This is a genomic window from Blautia sp. OF03-15BH, assembly GCF_003463065.1.
In the GTDB taxonomy this organism is placed as follows: domain Bacteria; phylum Bacillota; class Clostridia; order Lachnospirales; family Lachnospiraceae; genus Limivivens.
In genome coordinates, this window is sequence record NZ_QSCM01000004.1 from 169,079 (window position 1) to 187,847 (window position 18,769).

General features: G+C 48.4%; 12 protein-coding genes, 1 other RNA gene and 2 other annotated features. Of the genes, 2 read left to right on the plus strand and 11 right to left on the minus strand.

What is annotated here, in order from left to right; all coding sequences use genetic code 11:
• From pheS to DXA57_RS06505, 8 genes are all read right to left on the minus strand, one after another.
• Entirely contained in the window at positions 1–1,020 is a 1,020-nt protein-coding gene (pheS, locus tag DXA57_RS06465) for a phenylalanine--tRNA ligase subunit alpha (RefSeq protein WP_117765991.1), read from the minus strand.
• Positions 1,021–1,095: 75 nt separating this feature from the next.
• Positions 1,096–1,322 (minus strand) — a binding site (T-box leader).
• A 36-nt stretch (positions 1,323–1,358) separates the two neighbouring features.
• Positions 1,359–2,180, minus strand: coding sequence for a YihY/virulence factor BrkB family protein (locus DXA57_RS06475; protein WP_158571247.1), 822 nt, complete (start codon positions 2,178–2,180; stop codon positions 1,359–1,361).
• Positions 2,131–3,555, minus strand: a complete 1,425-nt coding sequence (locus tag DXA57_RS06480; protein ID WP_117765782.1) for a SpoIID/LytB domain-containing protein — start codon at positions 3,553–3,555, stop codon at positions 2,131–2,133. The genes DXA57_RS06475 and DXA57_RS06480 overlap by 50 nt, the downstream gene beginning before the upstream one ends.
• An 85-nt stretch (positions 3,556–3,640) precedes the next feature.
• Positions 3,641–4,696: an aldose epimerase family protein gene (locus tag DXA57_RS06485; RefSeq protein WP_117765784.1), complete on the minus strand. Its 1,056-nt coding sequence runs from the start codon at positions 4,694–4,696 to the stop codon at positions 3,641–3,643.
• A 159-nt stretch (positions 4,697–4,855) separates the two neighbouring features.
• A non-coding RNA gene (ssrS, locus tag DXA57_RS06490) (6S RNA) lies at positions 4,856–5,037 on the minus strand.
• A 33-nt stretch (positions 5,038–5,070) separates the two neighbouring features.
• On the minus strand, positions 5,071–6,558 hold the full coding sequence (gene thrC, locus DXA57_RS06495) for a threonine synthase (protein WP_117765786.1): 1,488 nt from the start codon (positions 6,556–6,558) through the stop codon (positions 5,071–5,073).
• A gap of 168 nt (positions 6,559–6,726) precedes the next feature.
• Positions 6,727–7,602, minus strand: a complete 876-nt coding sequence (locus tag DXA57_RS06500) for a cell wall hydrolase (RefSeq protein ID WP_158571248.1) — start codon at positions 7,600–7,602, stop codon at positions 6,727–6,729.
• Between the two features lie 723 nt (positions 7,603–8,325).
• The gene (locus DXA57_RS06505) at positions 8,326–9,993 is read right to left on the minus strand and encodes a 2-isopropylmalate synthase (RefSeq protein WP_117765993.1); all 1,668 of its coding nucleotides are present in this window, start codon (positions 9,991–9,993) and stop codon (positions 8,326–8,328) included.
• Positions 9,994–10,302: 309 nt separating this feature from the next.
• Positions 10,303–10,569: a binding site (T-box leader), on the minus strand.
• 131 nt (positions 10,570–10,700) lie between these two features.
• Between DXA57_RS06505 and DXA57_RS06510 the strand changes: the two genes are divergently transcribed.
• Complete coding sequence (locus DXA57_RS06510; RefSeq protein ID WP_117765790.1) at positions 10,701–12,089, plus strand: MATE family efflux transporter; 1,389 nt, start codon at positions 10,701–10,703, stop codon at positions 12,087–12,089.
• Between the two features lie 118 nt (positions 12,090–12,207).
• Complete coding sequence (locus tag DXA57_RS06515) at positions 12,208–13,995, plus strand: aminopeptidase P family protein (RefSeq protein ID WP_117765792.1); 1,788 nt, start codon at positions 12,208–12,210, stop codon at positions 13,993–13,995.
• Between the two features lie 60 nt (positions 13,996–14,055).
• Here the strand turns inward: DXA57_RS06515 and DXA57_RS06520 are convergent, their stop codons facing one another.
• Genes DXA57_RS06520 through DXA57_RS06530 form a run of 3 tightly spaced genes read right to left on the minus strand, consistent with a single transcriptional unit; the run spans position 14,056 to position 18,513 of the window.
• Entirely contained in the window at positions 14,056–15,876 is a 1,821-nt protein-coding gene (locus DXA57_RS06520) for an ABC transporter ATP-binding protein (protein WP_117765794.1), read from the minus strand.
• On the minus strand, positions 15,869–18,037 hold the full coding sequence (locus DXA57_RS06525; protein ID WP_117765796.1) for an ABC transporter ATP-binding protein: 2,169 nt from the start codon (positions 18,035–18,037) through the stop codon (positions 15,869–15,871). The genes DXA57_RS06520 and DXA57_RS06525 overlap by 8 nt, the downstream gene beginning before the upstream one ends.
• Positions 18,013–18,513, minus strand: coding sequence for a MarR family winged helix-turn-helix transcriptional regulator (locus DXA57_RS06530; RefSeq protein ID WP_158571249.1), 501 nt, complete (start codon positions 18,511–18,513; stop codon positions 18,013–18,015). The genes DXA57_RS06525 and DXA57_RS06530 overlap by 25 nt, the downstream gene beginning before the upstream one ends.
• Between the last annotated feature and the right edge of the window lie 256 nt (positions 18,514–18,769).

Sequence of the window (18,769 nt, forward strand, 5' to 3'; positions counted from 1 at the left end):
TCAGAACTGTTTCAGGAAACGAACATCGTTTTCATACAGCAGTCTCATGTCATCAATCTCATATTTCAGAAGCGCGATACGCTCCAGACCTACACCAAAAGCAAAACCGGTGTATTCCTCCGGATCGATGCCGCACATTTCAAATACATGGGGATGAACCATACCACAGCCAAGGATCTCGATCCAGCCGCTGCCTTTACAGAAACGGCAGCCGCTTCCGCCGCATTTGAAGCAGGTCACATCCATCTCGGCACTGGGCTCTGTGAAGGGGAAGTGATGCGGACGGAATTTGGTCTTTGTCTCCGGTCCGAAAAGCTCTTTTGCAAACTCTGCCAGGGTTCCTTTCAGGTCTGCAAAGGTGATGCCTTTATCTACAACCAGTCCCTCGATCTGATGGAAGGACGGAGAATGTGTCGCATCCACCTCATCCGAACGGTAAACACGTCCCGGTGAAAGCATACGGATCGGCAGCTTGCCCTGTTCCATGACACGGGCCTGTACCGGGGAAGTCTGGGTACGGAGCACAATGTCTTTATTGATATAGAACGTATCCTGCTCATCCTTTGCCGGATGGTTTGCCGGAATATTCAGCTTCTCGAAATTGTAAAGGTCGTACTCTACCTCGGGACCGTCCATAACCTCATAACCCATACCGACAAAGATCCGCTCAACCTCTTCCAGGGCGATATTGTTGGGATGGCGATGTCCCATGTTGATCTTCTTGGCAGGAAGGGTCACATCGATGACCTCTCTCTTCATCTGCTCCTCTCTGGCTTTCTCCTCCAGCATTTTTTTGGTCTCTTCCAGAGCTTTCTCAATAGAAGCACGGGTGTCGTTCACCAGCTGTCCCACAACCGGACGCTCTTCCTGTGCTACATCTTTCATACCTTTTAAAACAGCAGTCAGCTGTCCTTTTTTTCCAAGAAATGCCACACGGACATCGTTGAGCTTGTCCAGATTGCCGGAAGCCTGAATCTGTTTGATCGCTTCTTCTCTGATGGCCTTCAACTGTTCTTTCATCATGATGAATTCTCTCCTTTATTTTTTCTGGGGTTTTGCGACAACTTCCTGATACATAAAAAAAGCTTCCTCCCAAAAAGGGACGAAGCTGTAAAAGTTCCGCGGTACCACCCGATTTTCTGCCAGAAGGCAGACACTTAAAATGCTTAACGCGCATGAAACGTCTCTCCCTACTGAAACTTCAGGAGAAAAGCTCCGGTGTGAAATTCGGATCATTCAAGGAACCCGGAAAAGCTTTCAGCCGCTGACTCTTCCTCTCTGCTGGAAATGAATCTCCTACTTGTCACCATCACAGCCTGTAACACTGCAAACATTCTATCTCATAAGGATCGGTTTTGTCAAGACCTCTTCCCCGTTTTTTCTTCCAGGATCACATTGAGCATGGCACCAAAAAAAATCAGCCACATGCAGAAATACAGCCAGAGCATCAGCATCACTACCGTGGTCAGGCTTCCGTAAATGCTTACCGCTTCCGTACGAAGCTCCAGATAAACAGAAAAAGCATAGGAAAAAAGAGACCAGCTCAGCGCCGTCGCTGCCGCTCCCGGAAGCTGGCTGCGGAATTTTCTCCGCCTGTTCGGCAGAAAGGTATAGATTGCAGCCATAAGAAGACTCAGGGCAATGATCGTACCGGCTGTACGGATACCGATCAGCATATTGGAAAACTTCTGGAGTACGATCAGCCTTTCAATCAAGACATCATGCACTCTGTTTCCAAAGACAAAGAGCACCAGAGACAATACGAGTGCCAGCAGAATGATCACCACATAAAATCCGGAACGGATCCGGCGGAACAGATAATTTCGAGTTTCCTGCAGTCCGTTCACAGAATTCAGCCCGTTAGTGATCGCCAGAACACTCCGGCCACAGGCCCAGACAGAAGCCACCGCACTGAGAGAGATCACAGTGGTGGATTTCACATAGATCTCAGAAACCACATCCTCCACAAGTCCCTGGAAGGAAACCGGTAAGATCTGCATCAGAAGCTCCATCACGTCATTTTTTGTCACTGCCGTATACTGAAGCAGCGTCATAAGCAGCATGATAAAGGGAATAAAACCCATGATAAGATAAAATGCTGACTGGGCAGCATAGGCATCCACCCGGGCTTTACTGATTCTTTTTGATAAAGCTCTGATCTCCTGTATCCAACGTATCATGAAGTTCAATCTCCCCATAGTAATATTTCAGTATTTCCAGAAAGGTTTTCCCTTTCTCTGCCATTTTTCTGGCGCCATTCTGGCTTAAACCACGGCCATGGCCATAACCGCCTCCGATGATCTCATAGCCCAGAAGCGATTCCCCTTCATAAGAAGGCACAAGATAAAAGAACGCGCTGGGAAGCATCCCAAGCTCCGGAGCCGCCTCGCCGTTTTTCAAATTGACCCGCAGATCTCGGGGGTTTAAAAACTTCCGTATGGCGTACTCGCCTTCGATCTTTGCATTTCCCGTACTGCCTCTGATCGTCAGTACGGAAAGACAGCCGGAACTCTCTCTTTTTTCCGGGATCAGCTCCGTCACGCTCCCGATCTCCCCATATCCTTTTTCTGCTGCCCGCTCAGTCAGCTGTTCCACCGGAAAATACACGTTCCAGCGATACCAGGGTTCATCTTTTTCATAATCGCTCTCATGCTTTACCGAAAGAAAAGAGGCAAAGACCGGCTCCAGGGAAAGATCCTGATCCATACGGATCCCGCAGGAGGTTGAATAATAAAGGGCATCCACCAGTTCCCCGTTTTCTGTCATGATCTGTCCCCTGGTCTCTTCCGACGCCTGCCTGGAACGTTCGCTTTCCGGCTGGTTGTTATAGACCTGATAAGAAACGCTGTCGTCCACATCTGCCGGAATCCCGTCTTCCATCCGCAGGACTTCCATCTGCTTCACTGCATACGTCCGGGCACAGACTGCCTGCGCCTTCAGAGCCTCCAGAGGATAGGAAGAAGGCATTTCACTGGGAATGACTTTCCGGATATACAATTCCAGAGGCAGCTCGTTGACGACAAGAAATCCCTCTTTTCTCCGCGAAATCGTAAGAGTCCCTTCAAAAAGAGGATCCTCATACCCTCTTTTCAGCCCAATCAAAGCAAAACAGCCGTCTTCCTCTCTGCCTTTCAAAAGCACACTTTCTCCTTCTTTCAAAGAAGAAGCAGCAGAAAAGCGAAGTTCCTCTTCTTCGTCCAAAGGCTCTTCCCGCCCTTTTTCACAAAGAACCGCTTCCTTTTTGCAGAGGATCCGCACTTCCTGATGATAAAGCTCCGCAAAATCATCCGACCGGATCAATACTCGGATCCGGCCGGCCTGTTTTTCTGCTTCTGCAGCTTTTTCTGTATGTTGCTCTGTTTCCGTCTGACGTGCAGTCTCTGTCGATCGTTCCGACAGATCCGCTTCCTGACCGCTCCCCGCTTCTTCCTCTGTCGCTTCCTGTCTTTCACCCAGATAGACCGTCTGCGAGATCCGCTCCAGCCTGCAAAAAAATGCGGCACTGAAAAGCGAGACTGTCAAAAATACTCCTTTTTTCCATGCCTGTCTCCCCAAAACCGGTACTCCTTTCCGGTCAAAGCAGTTGTTCCGCCCTGCCTTTTACATGTATATCCGGTTTTGGCAAAAACATGCACCCAGATCACTCTGCGTGGAATTTATAAACGGTAACGGTATCGTAAACCTCGCCTGCCTTCAGGATCGGGCTTACAAAATTCTCATGATGGATCGCATCTGGACAATACTGAGTCTCCATAGCCAATCCACTTCTCTTCACATAAACAGCACCATTTTTTCCTGCGGGGCCGCCTGCCAGGAAGTTTCCGGAATAAACCTGCATAGCCGGAAGATCCGTGAAGACCTCCATGACACGACCGCTCTCCGGATCTTTTACACTGGCAACCTTACGAAGCGTTCCATCGTAATGGTTCAGCACAAAGTTATGATCGTAACCGCCACCGATCGTTATCTGCTCATAAGGATCACAGATGTCTTTTCCAAGTAATTTTTCTGTACGGAAATCAAGCGGCGTTCCTTCTACCGGACGGATCTCGCCGGTAGGGATCAGATCGTCTCTTACCGGAGTGAAATTGTCCGCATCGATCCATACCAGATGATCTTCCACAAGCTTTCCGCTGTCCTGCCCATGAAGATTGAAATAACTGTGGTTTGTCATATTCACCATGGAATCCTGATCACAGGTACCGTGATAATGGATCTTCAACTCATTTTCCTCTGTCAGAGTATAGGTCACGGTCACTTCAAAGGTTCCGGGAAAGCCCTGATCCATATTCGGGCTTACGAGATGGAAGCGCACACTGTTCTCCTCTTCCAGAAGCTCCATATCCCACATCCGGCGGCTGTAGCATCTGGGACCGCTGTGGCAGACGTTCTCACCTTCATTTTTCTCCATAAAGTACTCTTTTCCATTGATGGAAAATTCTGCATGATCCACGCGGTTTCCGCATCTTCCGATACTGGCTCCGAGATATGCGGTTCCTTTCTCATAATCCAGCACATCATCATAGCCCAGTGCCACATCTTCTGTATGTCCGTCCTTATCCGGCACATTGACACTCACCAGAGTGGCTCCGTAATCCAGAACCTCCATGGACATCCCTTTCTCATTGGAAACTGTGACCAGATGTACCACTTCTCCATTTGAAGTCTTTCCAAATACGCTTTTTGTCATTCCCATAGCCGAAAAATCCCCTTTCTCAGATGTAAATTCCAGAAATCCTCCCAGTACAGTAACTGGTTATAAATCCTTTCTATTTTACCATATTTTCCGAAATATGTACATCAGAATATAAAAAACCGCACAAGGTATTCTGCCTCATGCGGTGTAAATTCTTTAAAATATCCCAAAATGCCGTTTCCCGTATTTTGAGTCCTAGCAGAGCTAGGGGGGCAACCGCAGGTACGATCTCTGTCTTCCGTTCCATTATGACGGCATGACATCGAAAGACCAATATAGGAATCCCATGACAAAAAAATGTAGGTTCAAAATAATAGGATTATCGCACATCTCAGGATATACCTTAGTATACCCCAGACTGTGTTCAAATGCAACTAAAAATTCAGGATCTTTTTCACGATGGCCTTCATCTCGTCCTTTTCTACCACAGTGTCATGAAGGACAGGAGCCGTACGAAGCTCTTCCACAGCCTTTGGAACAGCGGTTTTGGAAAGGACCGAAAGCTCATCTACAAGGCGGAAATCATCCATTGCATCATACTTCTCATCAATGGCATCCATGACACTTCTTGCAAATTTGTAGGGGCTTGCAGTGGAAGCGATCACGGTCACATGTTCATCACCGGTCTCCTTCCGGTATTTCCGGTAAACTGCAGAAGCCACTGCCGTATGGGTATCGATCACGTAATCCGCCTCTTTGTAAAGCCGTGCAATCTCAGCCGCAGTCTCTTCCTCAGAAGCATAATTGCCATAAAAATCAGCCAGCTTTTCTTTCATCTGCGGTGTAATCGTATAAGTGCCCTTTTCCGAAAGCTCCTTCATAAATGCGGCATCCTTCACATCATCTGCTCCGGCGATCTTATAGATCAGCCGCTCCAGATTACTGGAGATCAGGATATCCATGGAAGGAGAAGTGGTCAGTACAAACTCCCTGTTTCTGTCATAAGAGCCCGTACGGAAGAAATCGTAAAGAACCTTATTCTCATTGGAGGCACAGATGAGTTTCCCGACAGGTACTCCCATCTCTTTCGCATAATAAGCCGCCAGGATATTTCCGAAGTTTCCGGTCGGCACTACCACATTCATAGACTCGCCCTTTTTCAGGACTCCGGCTCCGTAAAGCTTTGCGTAAGCATATACATAATAAACGATCTGAGGAACCAGACGGCCGATATTGATGGAGTTTGCAGAGGAAAAACGAAAGCCCGCCTCTTTCAGCTCCTCGTTCAGTTCCCTGTCACCGAAAAGCTTCTTCACTCCTGTCTGGGCATCATCGAAGTTTCCGTGAATACCCACCACATAGGTATTGGCTCCCTTCTGGGTCACCATCTGCTTTTCCTGAATGGGACTCACACCGTTCTTCGGATAGAAAACGATGATCCTGGTTCCCGGCACATCCGCAAATCCGGCAAGAGCAGCCTTTCCGGTATCACCGGAAGTAGCGGTAAGGATCACGATCTCTCCGCTGGCCTGGTTTTTCTTCGCTGCCGTAGTCATCAGATGCGGCAAAATAGAAAGTGCCATATCTTTAAATGCAATGGTCGCACCATGAAAGAGCTCCAGATAATAAGCCTCTCCCGCTTTCTTTAAAGGAGCGATCTCTTTCGTATCAAACTTCTCATCATAGGCTGCTGCAATACAGTCCTTCAACTCTTTCTCTGAAAAATCTGTCAGGAAACGGCTCATGACCTCATATGCGGTCTCCTGATAGCTCATATCCTTTAAAACATCCATATCCACAGAAAGTGCCGGGATATAAGAAGGAACAAACAACCCTCCATCCTGAGCCAGACCCTGTAAGATAGCCTGGGACGCCGTCACCTTCTCTGCCTTGTCTCTTGTACTGCTATAGAAAAGTTCCATCTCATTCTCTCCTCTTCCGACCGCACTCTTTCGCGCGTTACTTTATCGCTGTCACCTACTATAACATACTTTTTACGGTTGTACAACAAAAAATCTTTCGTGGACGTATTTTTGTACGCCATAGAAAAACCGGACAGGATATTTCTCCTGTCCGGCTTTCCGGTACGCTTACTGCTCCGTACTTTCTGATCCCTTATCAAATGTAAAATACTCATGACCGCCATAAGAAAACAGCAGCTTTAATTTGCTGTCAAACCATTCCACGCTGCTGCTGTCGGAACTCTGACGAGCCATGAAAAAGAGAGCGCCCTGGGAATAATCCTCCCCTTCCAGGGCCTGGTCTACGGCCTGAATGGTATCCTCCGTGATCTCCACACTGTAGATCCGCCCGTCTGCTACAGGCGAAAACTGTGCCGATCCTCCGGCATACTGAAAGACCACATCATAGATACTGTCCGGGAAACGTTCATCCTTCACCCGGTTCAGGACTACATTGGCAATGAGAACTTTGCTCTTTAAGTCGCCTCCTGTAGCTTCTGCCTCCACGATCCGAAGAAGAGCATCATAATCCTGCTTCGGCATCTGGTTGTTCCGGATCTCCATGAGTCCGTAATAGCCGACTCCGCTGACCTTCTTCAGCTCCCCGGCCATCTTCTGACGGTTCAGCGCGCCTTTTTCCACACGCGATGTTCCTACAAGAGTGTTCTCATAACCATTCTGGACGCTGACAGAAGAAACTTCTCTGGCGTATGTCTCCATACAGCCCACACTGTCAACGATCCCCATGAGTCCGGCCTTCACATCAGAAGAAGAATCAGCCTCCGCATCCTCTTCCTGAACCGAACTCTGTACTGCATAAACCCTGTTCTTACCTCCCCCGGAGAAATTGCCGGCACAGAATACCACTATGGCCAGCACCACGCCAAAAGAAACGAGTACCGCACACTCCCGGTAACGGCGTTTCGTCATACTTACGGCGCGGACGAGTGTGCACATAAGCAAGTATGCCAATCGTTGAAGCAGTGCACAAATCCATCTCATCATAGCCTCTTCCTCCATGTATTTTTCAATAGAAAGGATTCCGTACGGGACTCCTTTTTTTGATATTCCAGATTATAGAGAAAAAATCTGTGCGTGTCAAGCGGTATTTCACATATTTGTAACATATTTCAATGGTGTTCTTTCGCCGTCTCCTGTTTTTGTGTATTTCTTCTGTTTTTCATCTTGTTTTTACTTGATTTTTCATTGATTCTGACTATCTCCATTTTTCAAAAACAGCAATTTTCCCAAAGAAAAAAATCGACCTTCATCGACTTTTTCCTTTATTTCTGCGGTTTTCAAGCTTTCAAAATATTTGTTACGTATAAAATATGGATTGTAATATTTTTGAAACATTATGTCAGATTTTGTATTTCAAAGCAGAATTCTGCTGCTGTTTTTCTCCTTTTTGTTCGTGCATCAAAGACACATTTTCCATTATAAAGAATTGTGGAAGCTGCTCCGCATTTCATGCTCCCGCAATCCTGAAACACCTCAAATCCGCTCATTTTTCTACGAAAAATGGCTACTTTTCGGTGTTTTGCGGGTCAAGAAGTCATGCTTTTTCATGCAAGCAAGAAACGCATGACCTTTTGACCCTAGTATCATCTTATAATCCCTACATCACCGGACAGAAAAACCGCCGGCTTTCACCGGCGGTCCGAAGCTGTTTCTTCTATTATAAATACCCATCGCTTAGTGCTCTGCGCACTTAAAGCGGAGAACTGCTTATTCTGCGTTCAACATATTGTTGATGGCTGTCACCAGGGCATCAACGGAGGCTACGATGATATCCTGGTTCACGCCTGCTCCCCAGAAATCCTTTCCATCCTTGTCTGTGATTCCCACATAAGCGATAGCACGGGAACTGGAGCTTTTCTCCAATGCATGCTCCTGATAGGTCTGCAGATTATACTCCAGACGGAACTGTTTTTTCAATGCATTGCTGACTGCATCCAGACGACCGTTTCCGGAAGCGATCGCTACCTTCTCCACACCATTCTGCAGTACATGGATCTCTGCAATGATACCGTTATGCTGCTTGAAATGTGCTTCTGTTACCTGGAACGGACTGGCGACACCTTCAAATTTCTTCTTGAAGATCTCAAAGATTTCAGAAGGCTTGAGCTCCTTATGCATATGATCGGAAACATCCTTGGTCGCATAGCCCATTGCCTCACGCATCTTGGCCGGCAGGTTCAGGCCGAAGTTCTGCTCCAGAATATAACCGATACCGCCCTTACCGGACTGGCTGTTGATCCGGATCACATCTGCCTCGTACTCTCTTCCGATATCCTTCGGATCCAGCGGCAGATAAGGAACGGTCCATTTTCCGGCATGCTCATGCTCCTCCCAGATCTTCATACCCTTGGCGATCGCATCCTGATGAGAACCGGAGAAGGCTGCAAATACCAGAGAGCCGCTGTAGGGGCTTCTCATATCGATATTCATGCCCGTATACTCCTCATATTCTGCACAGATCTTCGGCATATCAGAGAAATCCAGTCCCGGATCCACACCCTGGGAATACATATTCATGGCCAGTGTTACGATATCTACATTTCCGGTACGCTCTCCGTTTCCGAAAAGAGTTCCTTCAATACGGTCTGCCCCGGCAAGCATTCCCATCTCCGCATCGCTGATGCCGCAGCCGCGGTCATTATGCGGATGAAGAGAAACAATCACATTGTCTCTGTATTTCAGGTTCTTACTCATATACTCCACCTGGCTTGCATAAACGTGGGGCATGGAATGCTCCACCGTACTCGGAAGGTTGATGATGACTTTATGATCCGGGGTGGGCTGCCATACATCCAGAACGGCATTGCAGACCTCAAGGGCATATTCCATCTCGGTACCGGTAAAGCTCTCCGGACTGTACTCAAAGAAATAATTTCCGCCGGACTCCTCCGTAAGCTTCTTCAGAAGCTCCGCTCCATCTACAGCGATCTTCAGGATCTCTTCTTTTGATTTTTTGAATACCTGTTTCCGCTGTGCCACGGAAGTAGAATTGTATACGTGGACGACTGCCTTTTTCACGCCCTCCAGCGCCTCGAAAGTCTTTCGGATGATATGCTCTCTGGCCTGTGTCAGCACCTGGATGGTCACATCGTCGGGGATCATATTTTTCTCGATCAGGGTCCTTAAAAACAGATATTCCGTCTCAGACGCTGCCGGGAAGCCGACTTCGATCTCTTTGAAACCAAGACGAACCAGGAGTTTGAAAAATTCCAGTTTCTGTTCCAGAGACATCGGTACGATAAGAGCCTGGTTTCCATCTCTTAAATCCACGCTGCACCAGATCGGTGCTTTTTCGATATGATCTTTCCGGGTCCAGTCCATGCAGGAAACCGGCGGCATAAAATACTGGCGGGTATACTTTTCAACGTTTTTCATTCCCATTTCTTCATTCTCCTTATTGATCTCTTGTATTTTCGTAACAGTTCAGAACATCAGCGAAATGAAAAATCAGACTATGCAAACTTGTTTGCAATAGGATGATTTTTTTATTTCGGAATGGGCGGAACGCCCATTAGCCTCAGACAAAAGCTGCGAATGCAGCGAGAGCGCATGCAATGCGCGGGTCTGTGGCCTGTTGTTTTGAACGTCCTGAACAGTTACGTATTTTCTTATGGTTGTCGACGAGATAGCAAAATCCGAAAACCGGACTTCGACCAATAAAAAAAGCCTTTCATCTCTTCATTTATCAGAGACGAAAGACTTCTGCCTTACGCGGTACCACTCTTTTTCATGGAGAATCTCCATGCACTCATCAGATACGAAACAGCTCTGCTGTCTTTATATCCTGCCCGTATAACGGCCGGGGAATCCGTCTGCGTCTACTTTTTTCATTAAGAAAATTTGGGGCAGCCGCTCCGAGGTGAGTTCCGCTCTTTTCTTCCGCTGCCTTCCACCAACCGGCAGCTCTCTGTGCTCTGGAAAGAACGTACTATTCCTCTTCTTCGCATTTTCGTCTATCAACTTGACACTACTTTACCATCTTAAAGGAAGATTGTCAAGTGGATAACCATTGAATTTCTCTTCTTTTTCTGATATAGTGAGGATGCCGGTCAAAAAAGACTTACAGAAAGAAGGATCCTTGTATGAAAACAGGAAATGACCTCGGACGGGACAGCGTTCCTTCCCTGGTACTGAAGCTGGCCATTCCTACTATGGTTGCCCAGTTTGTAAACGTACTTTACAGCATCATCGACCGTATGTATATCGGACATATCCAGGGCTACGGAGATCTGGCTCTGGCGGGAGCAGGAGTCTGCGGTCCCATTGTTACCCTCCTTTCTTCCTTTGGCACACTGGTCGGCCTGGGAGGTTCCATCCAGATGTCTATCCGTATGGGAGAAGGCAACACGAAAAAAGCCAGACAGATCCTGTCAAACTCGCTGCTTCTGCTGACCCTTTTTTCTGCTGTCCTCACCGTACTCTTTCTTATGATAAAGGGGCAGCTGCTCCGCTGGTTCGGCGCCAGTGAACAGACCTTTGCCTATGCCAATACCTATCTTACCATTTATACCATGGGTACTTTTTTTGCCCTTATGGCAGTAGGGCTGAACTATTTCATCAACTGTCAGGGCTTCCCGGTCATCGGCATGACCACGGTACTCATCGGAACCATCTGCAATATCATTCTGGATCCGGTGTTCATTTTCGGTCTGGATCTTGGAATTGCAGGAGCTGCCGTAGCCACGGTGATCTCCCAGTTTCTTTCCTGCAGCTTTGCCCTGGCTTTCCTGAGCTTTTCCAAAAAGGTTCCCATCGGTATCAGTTTCGGTCAGTATAGTCTGAAGGTCATCGGAAAAATCCTCTCGATCGGTCTGTCTCCCTTCCTGATCCTGGCCTCAGATAACGTACTTCTCATTGCTACCAACACCGTTCTGCAGAAATACGGCGGAAACCAGGGTGATTTTCTGATCACCACCGCTACCATCGTTCAGAGCTATATGCTGCTCATCACTTCTCCCATGTTGGGGATCAGCGGCGGCACGCAGGCTTTGATCAGTTTTAACTACGGTGCCGCAAATACCCGGCGGGTCCGGGATGCGGAAAAATACAGTCTGCTCCTGTGCTTTGGCTTTACCACCTTTATGTTTATCGTGACCCGCTTTCTGCCGGTACATTTCATCCGCCTCTTTACCTCTAATGCGGAGATTTCCCGGCTTTCCGTCTGGGGCATCGGCGTTTTCACCATCGCCATCATTCCTTTGAGTCTCCAGTATGTACTAGTGGACGGCCTTACCGCCATGGAACGGACCAAAACAGCGCTGTCGCTCTCTCTGTTCCGAAAGAGCTTTTATGTGCTTCTGGTCTTTCTCCTGCCACTGATCCGCAAAGAAGCCACGGCCGTATTTTATGCCCAGCCGATCGCAGATCTCACGGCTTCCACCATCTCCACCATCGTTTTTCTGCTGGTCTTCCGGAAGCATCTGGAACGAAGAGAGGCTGCTTTCAGAAAGAACGAAACAGCAGCCATCTGACATCAAATGTTCCGAGACCCGGAGCAAGGGGTCTCTCAACATAAATATGAATTGCATCCGCCGCACGGCAGCAAAGCAGTTCAAAGATTTCACTATACAGAAAAGAGGTTATTGTATCATGAAAGCAAAAGAAAAGATCCAGGCTCTTCAGGCCCTGATGAAAAAAGAAGGAGTTGACGGATATCTCATTCCTTCCTCAGACCCGCATATGAGTGAATATCTTCCGGATCATTACACTGCCAGAAGCTGGTTCTCCGGCTTTAACGGTTCTGCAGGTACGCTGGCTGTCACCTCTGAAAAAGCTGCTCTCTGGGCAGACGGCCGTTATTTCATCCAGGCAGAGCATCAGCTTGAAGGAAGCGGCATTGTGCTCATGAAAATGGGCGAGCCGGGTGTTCCCACGGTTGAGAAATGGCTGGCTGACGAGCTTCCGGAAGAAGGAAGCATGGGGATCGACGGTGTGATCACCAGTACTTCCTTTGCTGAAGAACTGAAAAAGGCTTTTGACGACAAAAAGATCTCCTTAAAAAATATGGATCTGATCTCTCCTGTCTGGACAGAGGATCGTCCTGCCGCTCCCGCTACAAAAGCATGGATCCTGGACGCTGCCTACGCCGGCAAGACACCTTCCGAAAAGCTTGCCGATGTCCGTGAAAGCCTGAAAAAAGAGGGTGCCAACGCTTATCTTGCCACCAGACTGGAAAGCTCCGCATGGCTTTTAAATCTCCGCGCAGATGATATCCTGTTCACACCCTTCGCCCTTTGCTTTACCCTGGTGCTTCCGGACAGCGCCACCATTTTTATCAATAAAGAGCGGGTTCCCATGGACGCACAGTCCTATCTGGAAAAAGAAGGTTTTGCATTTGCTCCTTATGAAGATGCCGCAGCCGCAATTCGCGCCATCCATACTCCGGTAACCTTCATCATCGAGAAAACATCTCTCAGCTACGCTCTTTACCAGGCTATGGAAGAGAACCCCTGCATCACAGTCAAGGAAGGCAAAGAGCCGGTCGTTTATCTGAAGGGTGTCAAGAGCGAGGCAGAGATCAAAAATCTGAAGCTTGCCCATATCAAGGACGGTGTTGCAATGGTTCGTTTTGCCATCGATCTGGAAGGACGTATGGCAAGAAAAGAAACCGTGACCGAGTGTGATGTAGACGCCATGATGCGCCATTACCGTCTGGAGCAGGAACATTCCCTTGGAGAATCCTTTGAAACCATTGCCGCTTACGGTCCCAATGCAGCCATGATGCACTACCATCCCACTCCCGAAAACTGTGCCGTACTCAAACCGGAAGGCTTTCTCCTGGTAGACTGCGGCGGTCATTATCTGGAGGGCACAACGGACATCACCCGTACCTATGCCCTCGGTGAGCCGACGGATGAGGAAAAGGATTACTTTACTCTGGTGCTCCGCTCCCATATCGACATGGCAAAGCTTGTATTCAAGGAGAAAATGCCCGGCATCGCCCTGGACCTGGCTGCCCGCGAGCCCTTCTGGGAAAGAGGACTGGATTATCGCTGCGGTACCGGTCACGGCGTCGGCTTTGTCGGAACTGTCCATGAAGGTCCGCAGTCCCTCAACGGCAGATCTCAGGTTCCCTTCATTCCAGGCATGACCGTCACAGATGAGCCCGGCATTTACGAAACCGACAAGATCGGCATCCGTATTGAAAATGAGCTTCTCTGCAAAGAGGCCATGGAAACAGAATACGGAAAATTCTGCTGCTTTGAGCCCATCACCTACTGCCCGATTGACAAGAAAGCCATCGATCCGAAAAAGCTTTCTCCCGCAGAGCTTTCCTGGCTGAACGAGTATCACGCCACCGTTTATGAAACACTTGCTCCTCAGCTTACCGACAACGAAAAAGCATGGCTGAAAAACGCCTGCTCTCCGCTGGCCTGAAAACAAGCGTAAAAAAGGCATTTCCTTCCGGTTTTTACACCGGTTGGAAATGCCTTCTTTTTATGCCGTTTTTGTAAACTGGCTGTTGTAAAGATCTGCGTAAAAGCCTTTCTTTGCCATCAGCTCTTCATGACTGCCCTGCTCAATGATATTTCCATCTTTCAAAACAAGGATCAGATCTGCATCACGAATGGTGGAAAGACGATGCGCAATAACGAAACTGGTTCTGCCCTTCATCAGATGGTCCATCGCCTTCTGGATCCGGATTTCCGTTCGGGTATCTACAGAACTGGTTGCCTCATCCAGAATCAGAATCGGATTATCTGCAAGGATCGCACGCGCAATGGTCAGAAGCTGCTTCTGTCCCTGTGAAATATTGCTGGTCTCTTCATTCAGGACCATCTGATAACCACCGGGAAGTGTCCGGATAAAGCTGTCTGCATGAGCCGCCTTTGCTGCCTCAATGACTTCCTCATCCGTGGCATCCAGTTTTCCATATCGGATATTTTCCATAATCGTACCGTTGAAAAGCCAGGTATCCTGAAGGACCATGCCAAACAGTTCCCGCAGATCCGCCCGGTTAAAATCTCTCACATTGTGACCATCCACTTTAATAGATCCGCTGTTCACATCATAAAAACGCATCAGCAGCTTGACCAATGTAGTCTTTCCGGCTCCCGTAGGACCTACAATGGCCACCTTCTGTCCCGGATGCACCTCCGCCGAAAAATCGTGGATGATGATCTGATCCGGATCATAACCAAAGCTGATGTGTTCAAAACGGACTTCCCCCTCCGGGTTCTTCAGCTTCACCGGATTCTCAACGGTCTGATCTTCTTCCTCTTCCTCCAGGAATTCAAACACACGCTCAGAAGCTGCCGCTGTGGACTGAAGCATATTGGTCACCTGTGCGATCTGCTGGACCGGCTGTGTGAAGCTCTTGATATACTGGATAAAGGACTGGATCTGACCAACCTCGATAGCTCCGTTGATCACCTGCCAGCCGCCGACCAGTGCTACCATCACATAACCGAGGTTGCCTACAAACTGCATGACAGGCATCATCATGCCGGAAAGGAACTGCGATTTCCAGGCGGACTGATACAGTTTTTCGTTGGTCTCCCGGAAGGTTTTTGTCACCGTTTCTTCCTTATTAAAGACTTTGACAATATTATGGCCGCCATAGATCTCCTCCACCTGACCATTGACATTTCCGAGAAATGCCTGCTGCTGCTGGAAATATTTCTGGGAATGCTTCATCACCTGACCGATGATCAGCATGGATACCGGCAGGATCAGTACTGCCAGAACGGTCATCAGAACACTGATCCGGAGCATCATGATAAAGACACCGACGAGTGTGGCAACGGACGTGATCAGCTGTGTCACACTCTGGTTCAGGCTCTGCTGCAGCGTGTCGATATCATTTGTTACACGGGAAAGCACCTCTCCTGTGGTACGGCTTTCGAAATATTTCATGGGCATCCGGTTGATCTTCTCAGAAATATCCTTTCTGAGACTGTAGCTCACATCATTGGAGATTCCGGTCATGATAAAGCCCTGGATAAAGTTCAGGCAGGCACTCAAAAGATAGAGGCACCCCAGGAATATAAGGATCTGACTGACCTTTCCAAAATCAATGCTTCCCGTTCCATTGACCTTTTCCACCAGTCCCTTGAAGATTTCCGTGGTGGCATCACCGAGGATCGTCGGTCCCCAGATGGAAAATACGGTGCTGGCAACTGCAAAGACCAGCATCAGAAAGAAACGGATTTTGTAGCGTTTCATATAGTTCAGCAGCTTTTTCATGCTGCCGGAAAAATCTTTTGCCTTTTCATTGGGCATTCTTCTTCTGCCCATGCCGCCTCCGTGATTACTCATGATCCAATTCCTCCTTTGAAAGCTGAGATGCCGCGATCTGATGGTAAACTTCGCAGGATTTTAACAGTTCTTTATGGGTGCCGATACCGGCGATCCGTCCTTCATCCAGAACAATGATCTGCTCTGCGTGAAGGATCGTGCTGATACGCTGGGCTACGATGATCGTCGTTGCCTGAGCAGTCTCTTCCTTCAAGGCTTTTCGAAGAGCTGCATCCGTCTTATAATCCAGTGCGGAAAAGCTGTCATCGAAAATATAAATCTCCGGTTTTCCGGCAATCGCCCGGGCAATGGACAGGCGCTGCTTCTGACCGCCGGATACGTTCGTACCGCCCTGGGCGATCGGAGAATCGTACTGTTCTTCTTTTTCTTCAATGAAATCACTTGCCTGGGCAATCTCCGCCGCTTTATGAATGTCGTTTTCGCCCATGGCATCCTTGCTGTACGCAATATTGGAAGCAATCGTACCCGAGAAGAGCACGCCCTTCTGCGGCACATAACCGAGCTTTTCATGAAGCGTATGCTGCTTCATCTTCCGTACATCCACACCATCCACCAGGATCTCACCTTCTGTCACATCGTAAAACCGCGGGATCAGATTGACCAGTGTGGATTTTCCGCAGCCTGTACTTCCGATAATGGCGGTCGTCTCGCCGGGGCGTGCGGTAAAGTCAATATCCTGAAGCACCGGATCTGCCGCGCCAGGATAGGCAAAGGATACGTGACGGAATTCCACCACACCTTTTTTCTCTGCATCTGCTTTCTCTTCCCGCTCCGGATCCTGAAGGATCACTTCTGTTTCCAGGATCTCATTGATACGCCCTGCTGATACAGACGCACGGGGCAGCATAATGGACATCATGGTGATCATCAGGAAGGACATAATGATCATCATGGTATACTGGATATATGCCATCATGTCACCTACCTGCATGGTCCCCGCATCGATCCCTTTGGAACCGGTCCATACGATAAGCACGGTGATCTCATTCATGACCAGCATCATGGCAGGCATCATAAAGGTCATACAGCGGTTCACAAAAAGGTTGGTGCTGATAAAATCCTTATTCGCCTTGTCAAACCGCTGCTCCTCTTGTTTTTCCCGGCTGAATGCCCGGATAACAGGAAGACCCTGCAGGATCTCACGGGTCACCAGGTTCAGCCGGTCGATCAGATCCTGCAGCTTCTTAAAGCGTGGAAGGGTGATGGCAAACAGTACCGCCACCACGCCAAGTACCAGAACGACTGCCAGCAGAATGACCCAGGCCATGCTCCTGCTGGTCTCCAGCGCATGGATCACGCCTCCGATCCCGAGAATGGGCGCATAAAGGACCATCCGGAAAAACAGGGTCAGCACCATCTGTACCTGCTGGATATCATTGGTGCTTCTGGTGATCAGCGAAGCCGTGGAAAATTTCTCAAATTCCCTGTTGGAAAAAGATACCACCTTGGTAAACACACCGTCACGGAGCGTTTTCGCTGTTCCGGCCGCCAGACGGCAGGAAAGAAAGGTCACTGCAATCGAAATGAGCATGATAAGGAAAGCAAAGGCCAGCATTTTTAAGCCCGCCATCAGAAGGTAATGCTTCTGAAAGGCATCCAGATCGATCCCCTGCTCCTGATAATCCGCTTTGACAAAAGCAATGGAGCCCTGCGTGATCAGGGTGTCCGGCATCTGGTCCAGCTTCTCATACAGCTTGTCTTTGATCGCGGTAAGCTGCTCTTCCGGAAGATGTTTCAGGGCATCAAAGGGATCCTCTCCCTCCGGTAGCTGCATAGCGGCACCACCGCCAAGTCCAAGTTCTTCCGAACCGGAACTCATGGCATAAGCAGCTACCATGGGCTTTCCAAGAACCCGGTTCAGTTCCTTTCTCGTCTTTTTACTGGTTTTATCCAAAGACCAGATTCCGTCTTTTTCCGTATAACTGGCTTTGATCAGCTTCTGTTCATCCGGATCCATAAATAAAAACAGTTTTTCCATGGCTCCGCTGCTGAGGGTATCTGCCACGGCATCCTCGATACCATTCTGCTGGATCCCCACATTGACGATATCCGAGGTATAGCCAGGAAGGGAAAGATCGCAGTTCGCCTGGATCACCAGAAGGACCAGGATCAGAAGGATCACTCCCGTGTATTTTTTTATATATCTTGCAAGCTTAAGCATGTTGTCTTCTCACCTTTCTGTTCTGCATCCTCGCTGCAGGAGCTCTCCTCCAGCAGTTTCAGAACATTTGCCTTTACCTTTTCCAGGGTGCTCCGATAGCCTTCCATTTCTTCATCCGTTACTCCCTGATAAAATTTCTTTACTGCATTCTTGTAAACGTCCACCGTTTTTTCACTGGTCTCTTTTCCCAGCTCTGTGATATAAACCCGCTGGACTCTCTGATCCTGCGTATCATTTCTTCTTTCCACAAGACCTGCCTGTTCCATCCGCTGAAGCATAACGGTAAGCGTCGCCGGCTTCACACACAGCCCTCTGGCAATTTCTGCCTGTTTCTGTCCATCATGGAAAAAGACATACATCAGAAGGCGCGGATCTCCCCGGTACAGTTTGTTTTCATTCATCAGATTTCTCAGATAACGAAACTGAGACTTCTGAACCTCCATCTCCAGATGCTTCAGCTTCTCAATGTCGCTCATGTCCTTCCTCCTCTCCTGTCTGCTCCCTGCCATCCCGTTTTAATGATCCATCCAAACAGGTTCCGGCAGTTTTTCTGTTTGTAAAGCGGACATTCGCAATCCGCTTCGCTACTTGCTCTTCAATTCATTAGATGCCTAACATTTCGACGTCTAACGTTTTATAACGTATCACAAATGACAGAGAGATTCAAGAAAAAAAATCTGAAAAATTTGTAAACCCGTTTTCCTGTACGCAAAAAAAACTCCTACCACTGAT

Bases quoted from the DNA above. Each gene is read 5' to 3' on its own strand.
- DXA57_RS06505 (WP_117765993.1), bottom strand. From the start codon at position 9,993: ATGAAAAACGTTGAAAAGTATACCCGCCAGTATTTTATGCCGCCGGTT.
- DXA57_RS06525 (WP_117765796.1), bottom strand. From the start codon at position 18,037: ATGCTTAAGCTTGCAAGATATATAAAAAAATACACGGGAGTGATCCTT.
- DXA57_RS06520 (WP_117765794.1), bottom strand. From the start codon at position 15,876: ATGAGTAATCACGGAGGCGGCATGGGCAGAAGAAGAATGCCCAATGAA.
- thrC (WP_117765786.1), bottom strand. From the start codon at position 6,558: ATGGAACTTTTCTATAGCAGTACAAGAGACAAGGCAGAGAAGGTGACG.
- DXA57_RS06515 (WP_117765792.1), top strand. From the start codon at position 12,208: ATGAAAGCAAAAGAAAAGATCCAGGCTCTTCAGGCCCTGATGAAAAAA.
- DXA57_RS06485 (WP_117765784.1), bottom strand. From the start codon at position 4,696: ATGGGAATGACAAAAAGCGTATTTGGAAAGACTTCAAATGGAGAAGTG.
- DXA57_RS06475 (WP_158571247.1), bottom strand. From the start codon at position 2,180: ATGATACGTTGGATACAGGAGATCAGAGCTTTATCAAAAAGAATCAGT.
- DXA57_RS06510 (WP_117765790.1), top strand. From the start codon at position 10,701: ATGAAAACAGGAAATGACCTCGGACGGGACAGCGTTCCTTCCCTGGTA.
- DXA57_RS06500 (WP_158571248.1), bottom strand. From the start codon at position 7,602: ATGATGAGATGGATTTGTGCACTGCTTCAACGATTGGCATACTTGCTT.
- pheS (WP_117765991.1), bottom strand. From the start codon at position 1,020: ATGAAAGAACAGTTGAAGGCCATCAGAGAAGAAGCGATCAAACAGATT.
- DXA57_RS06530 (WP_158571249.1), bottom strand. From the start codon at position 18,513: ATGAGCGACATTGAGAAGCTGAAGCATCTGGAGATGGAGGTTCAGAAG.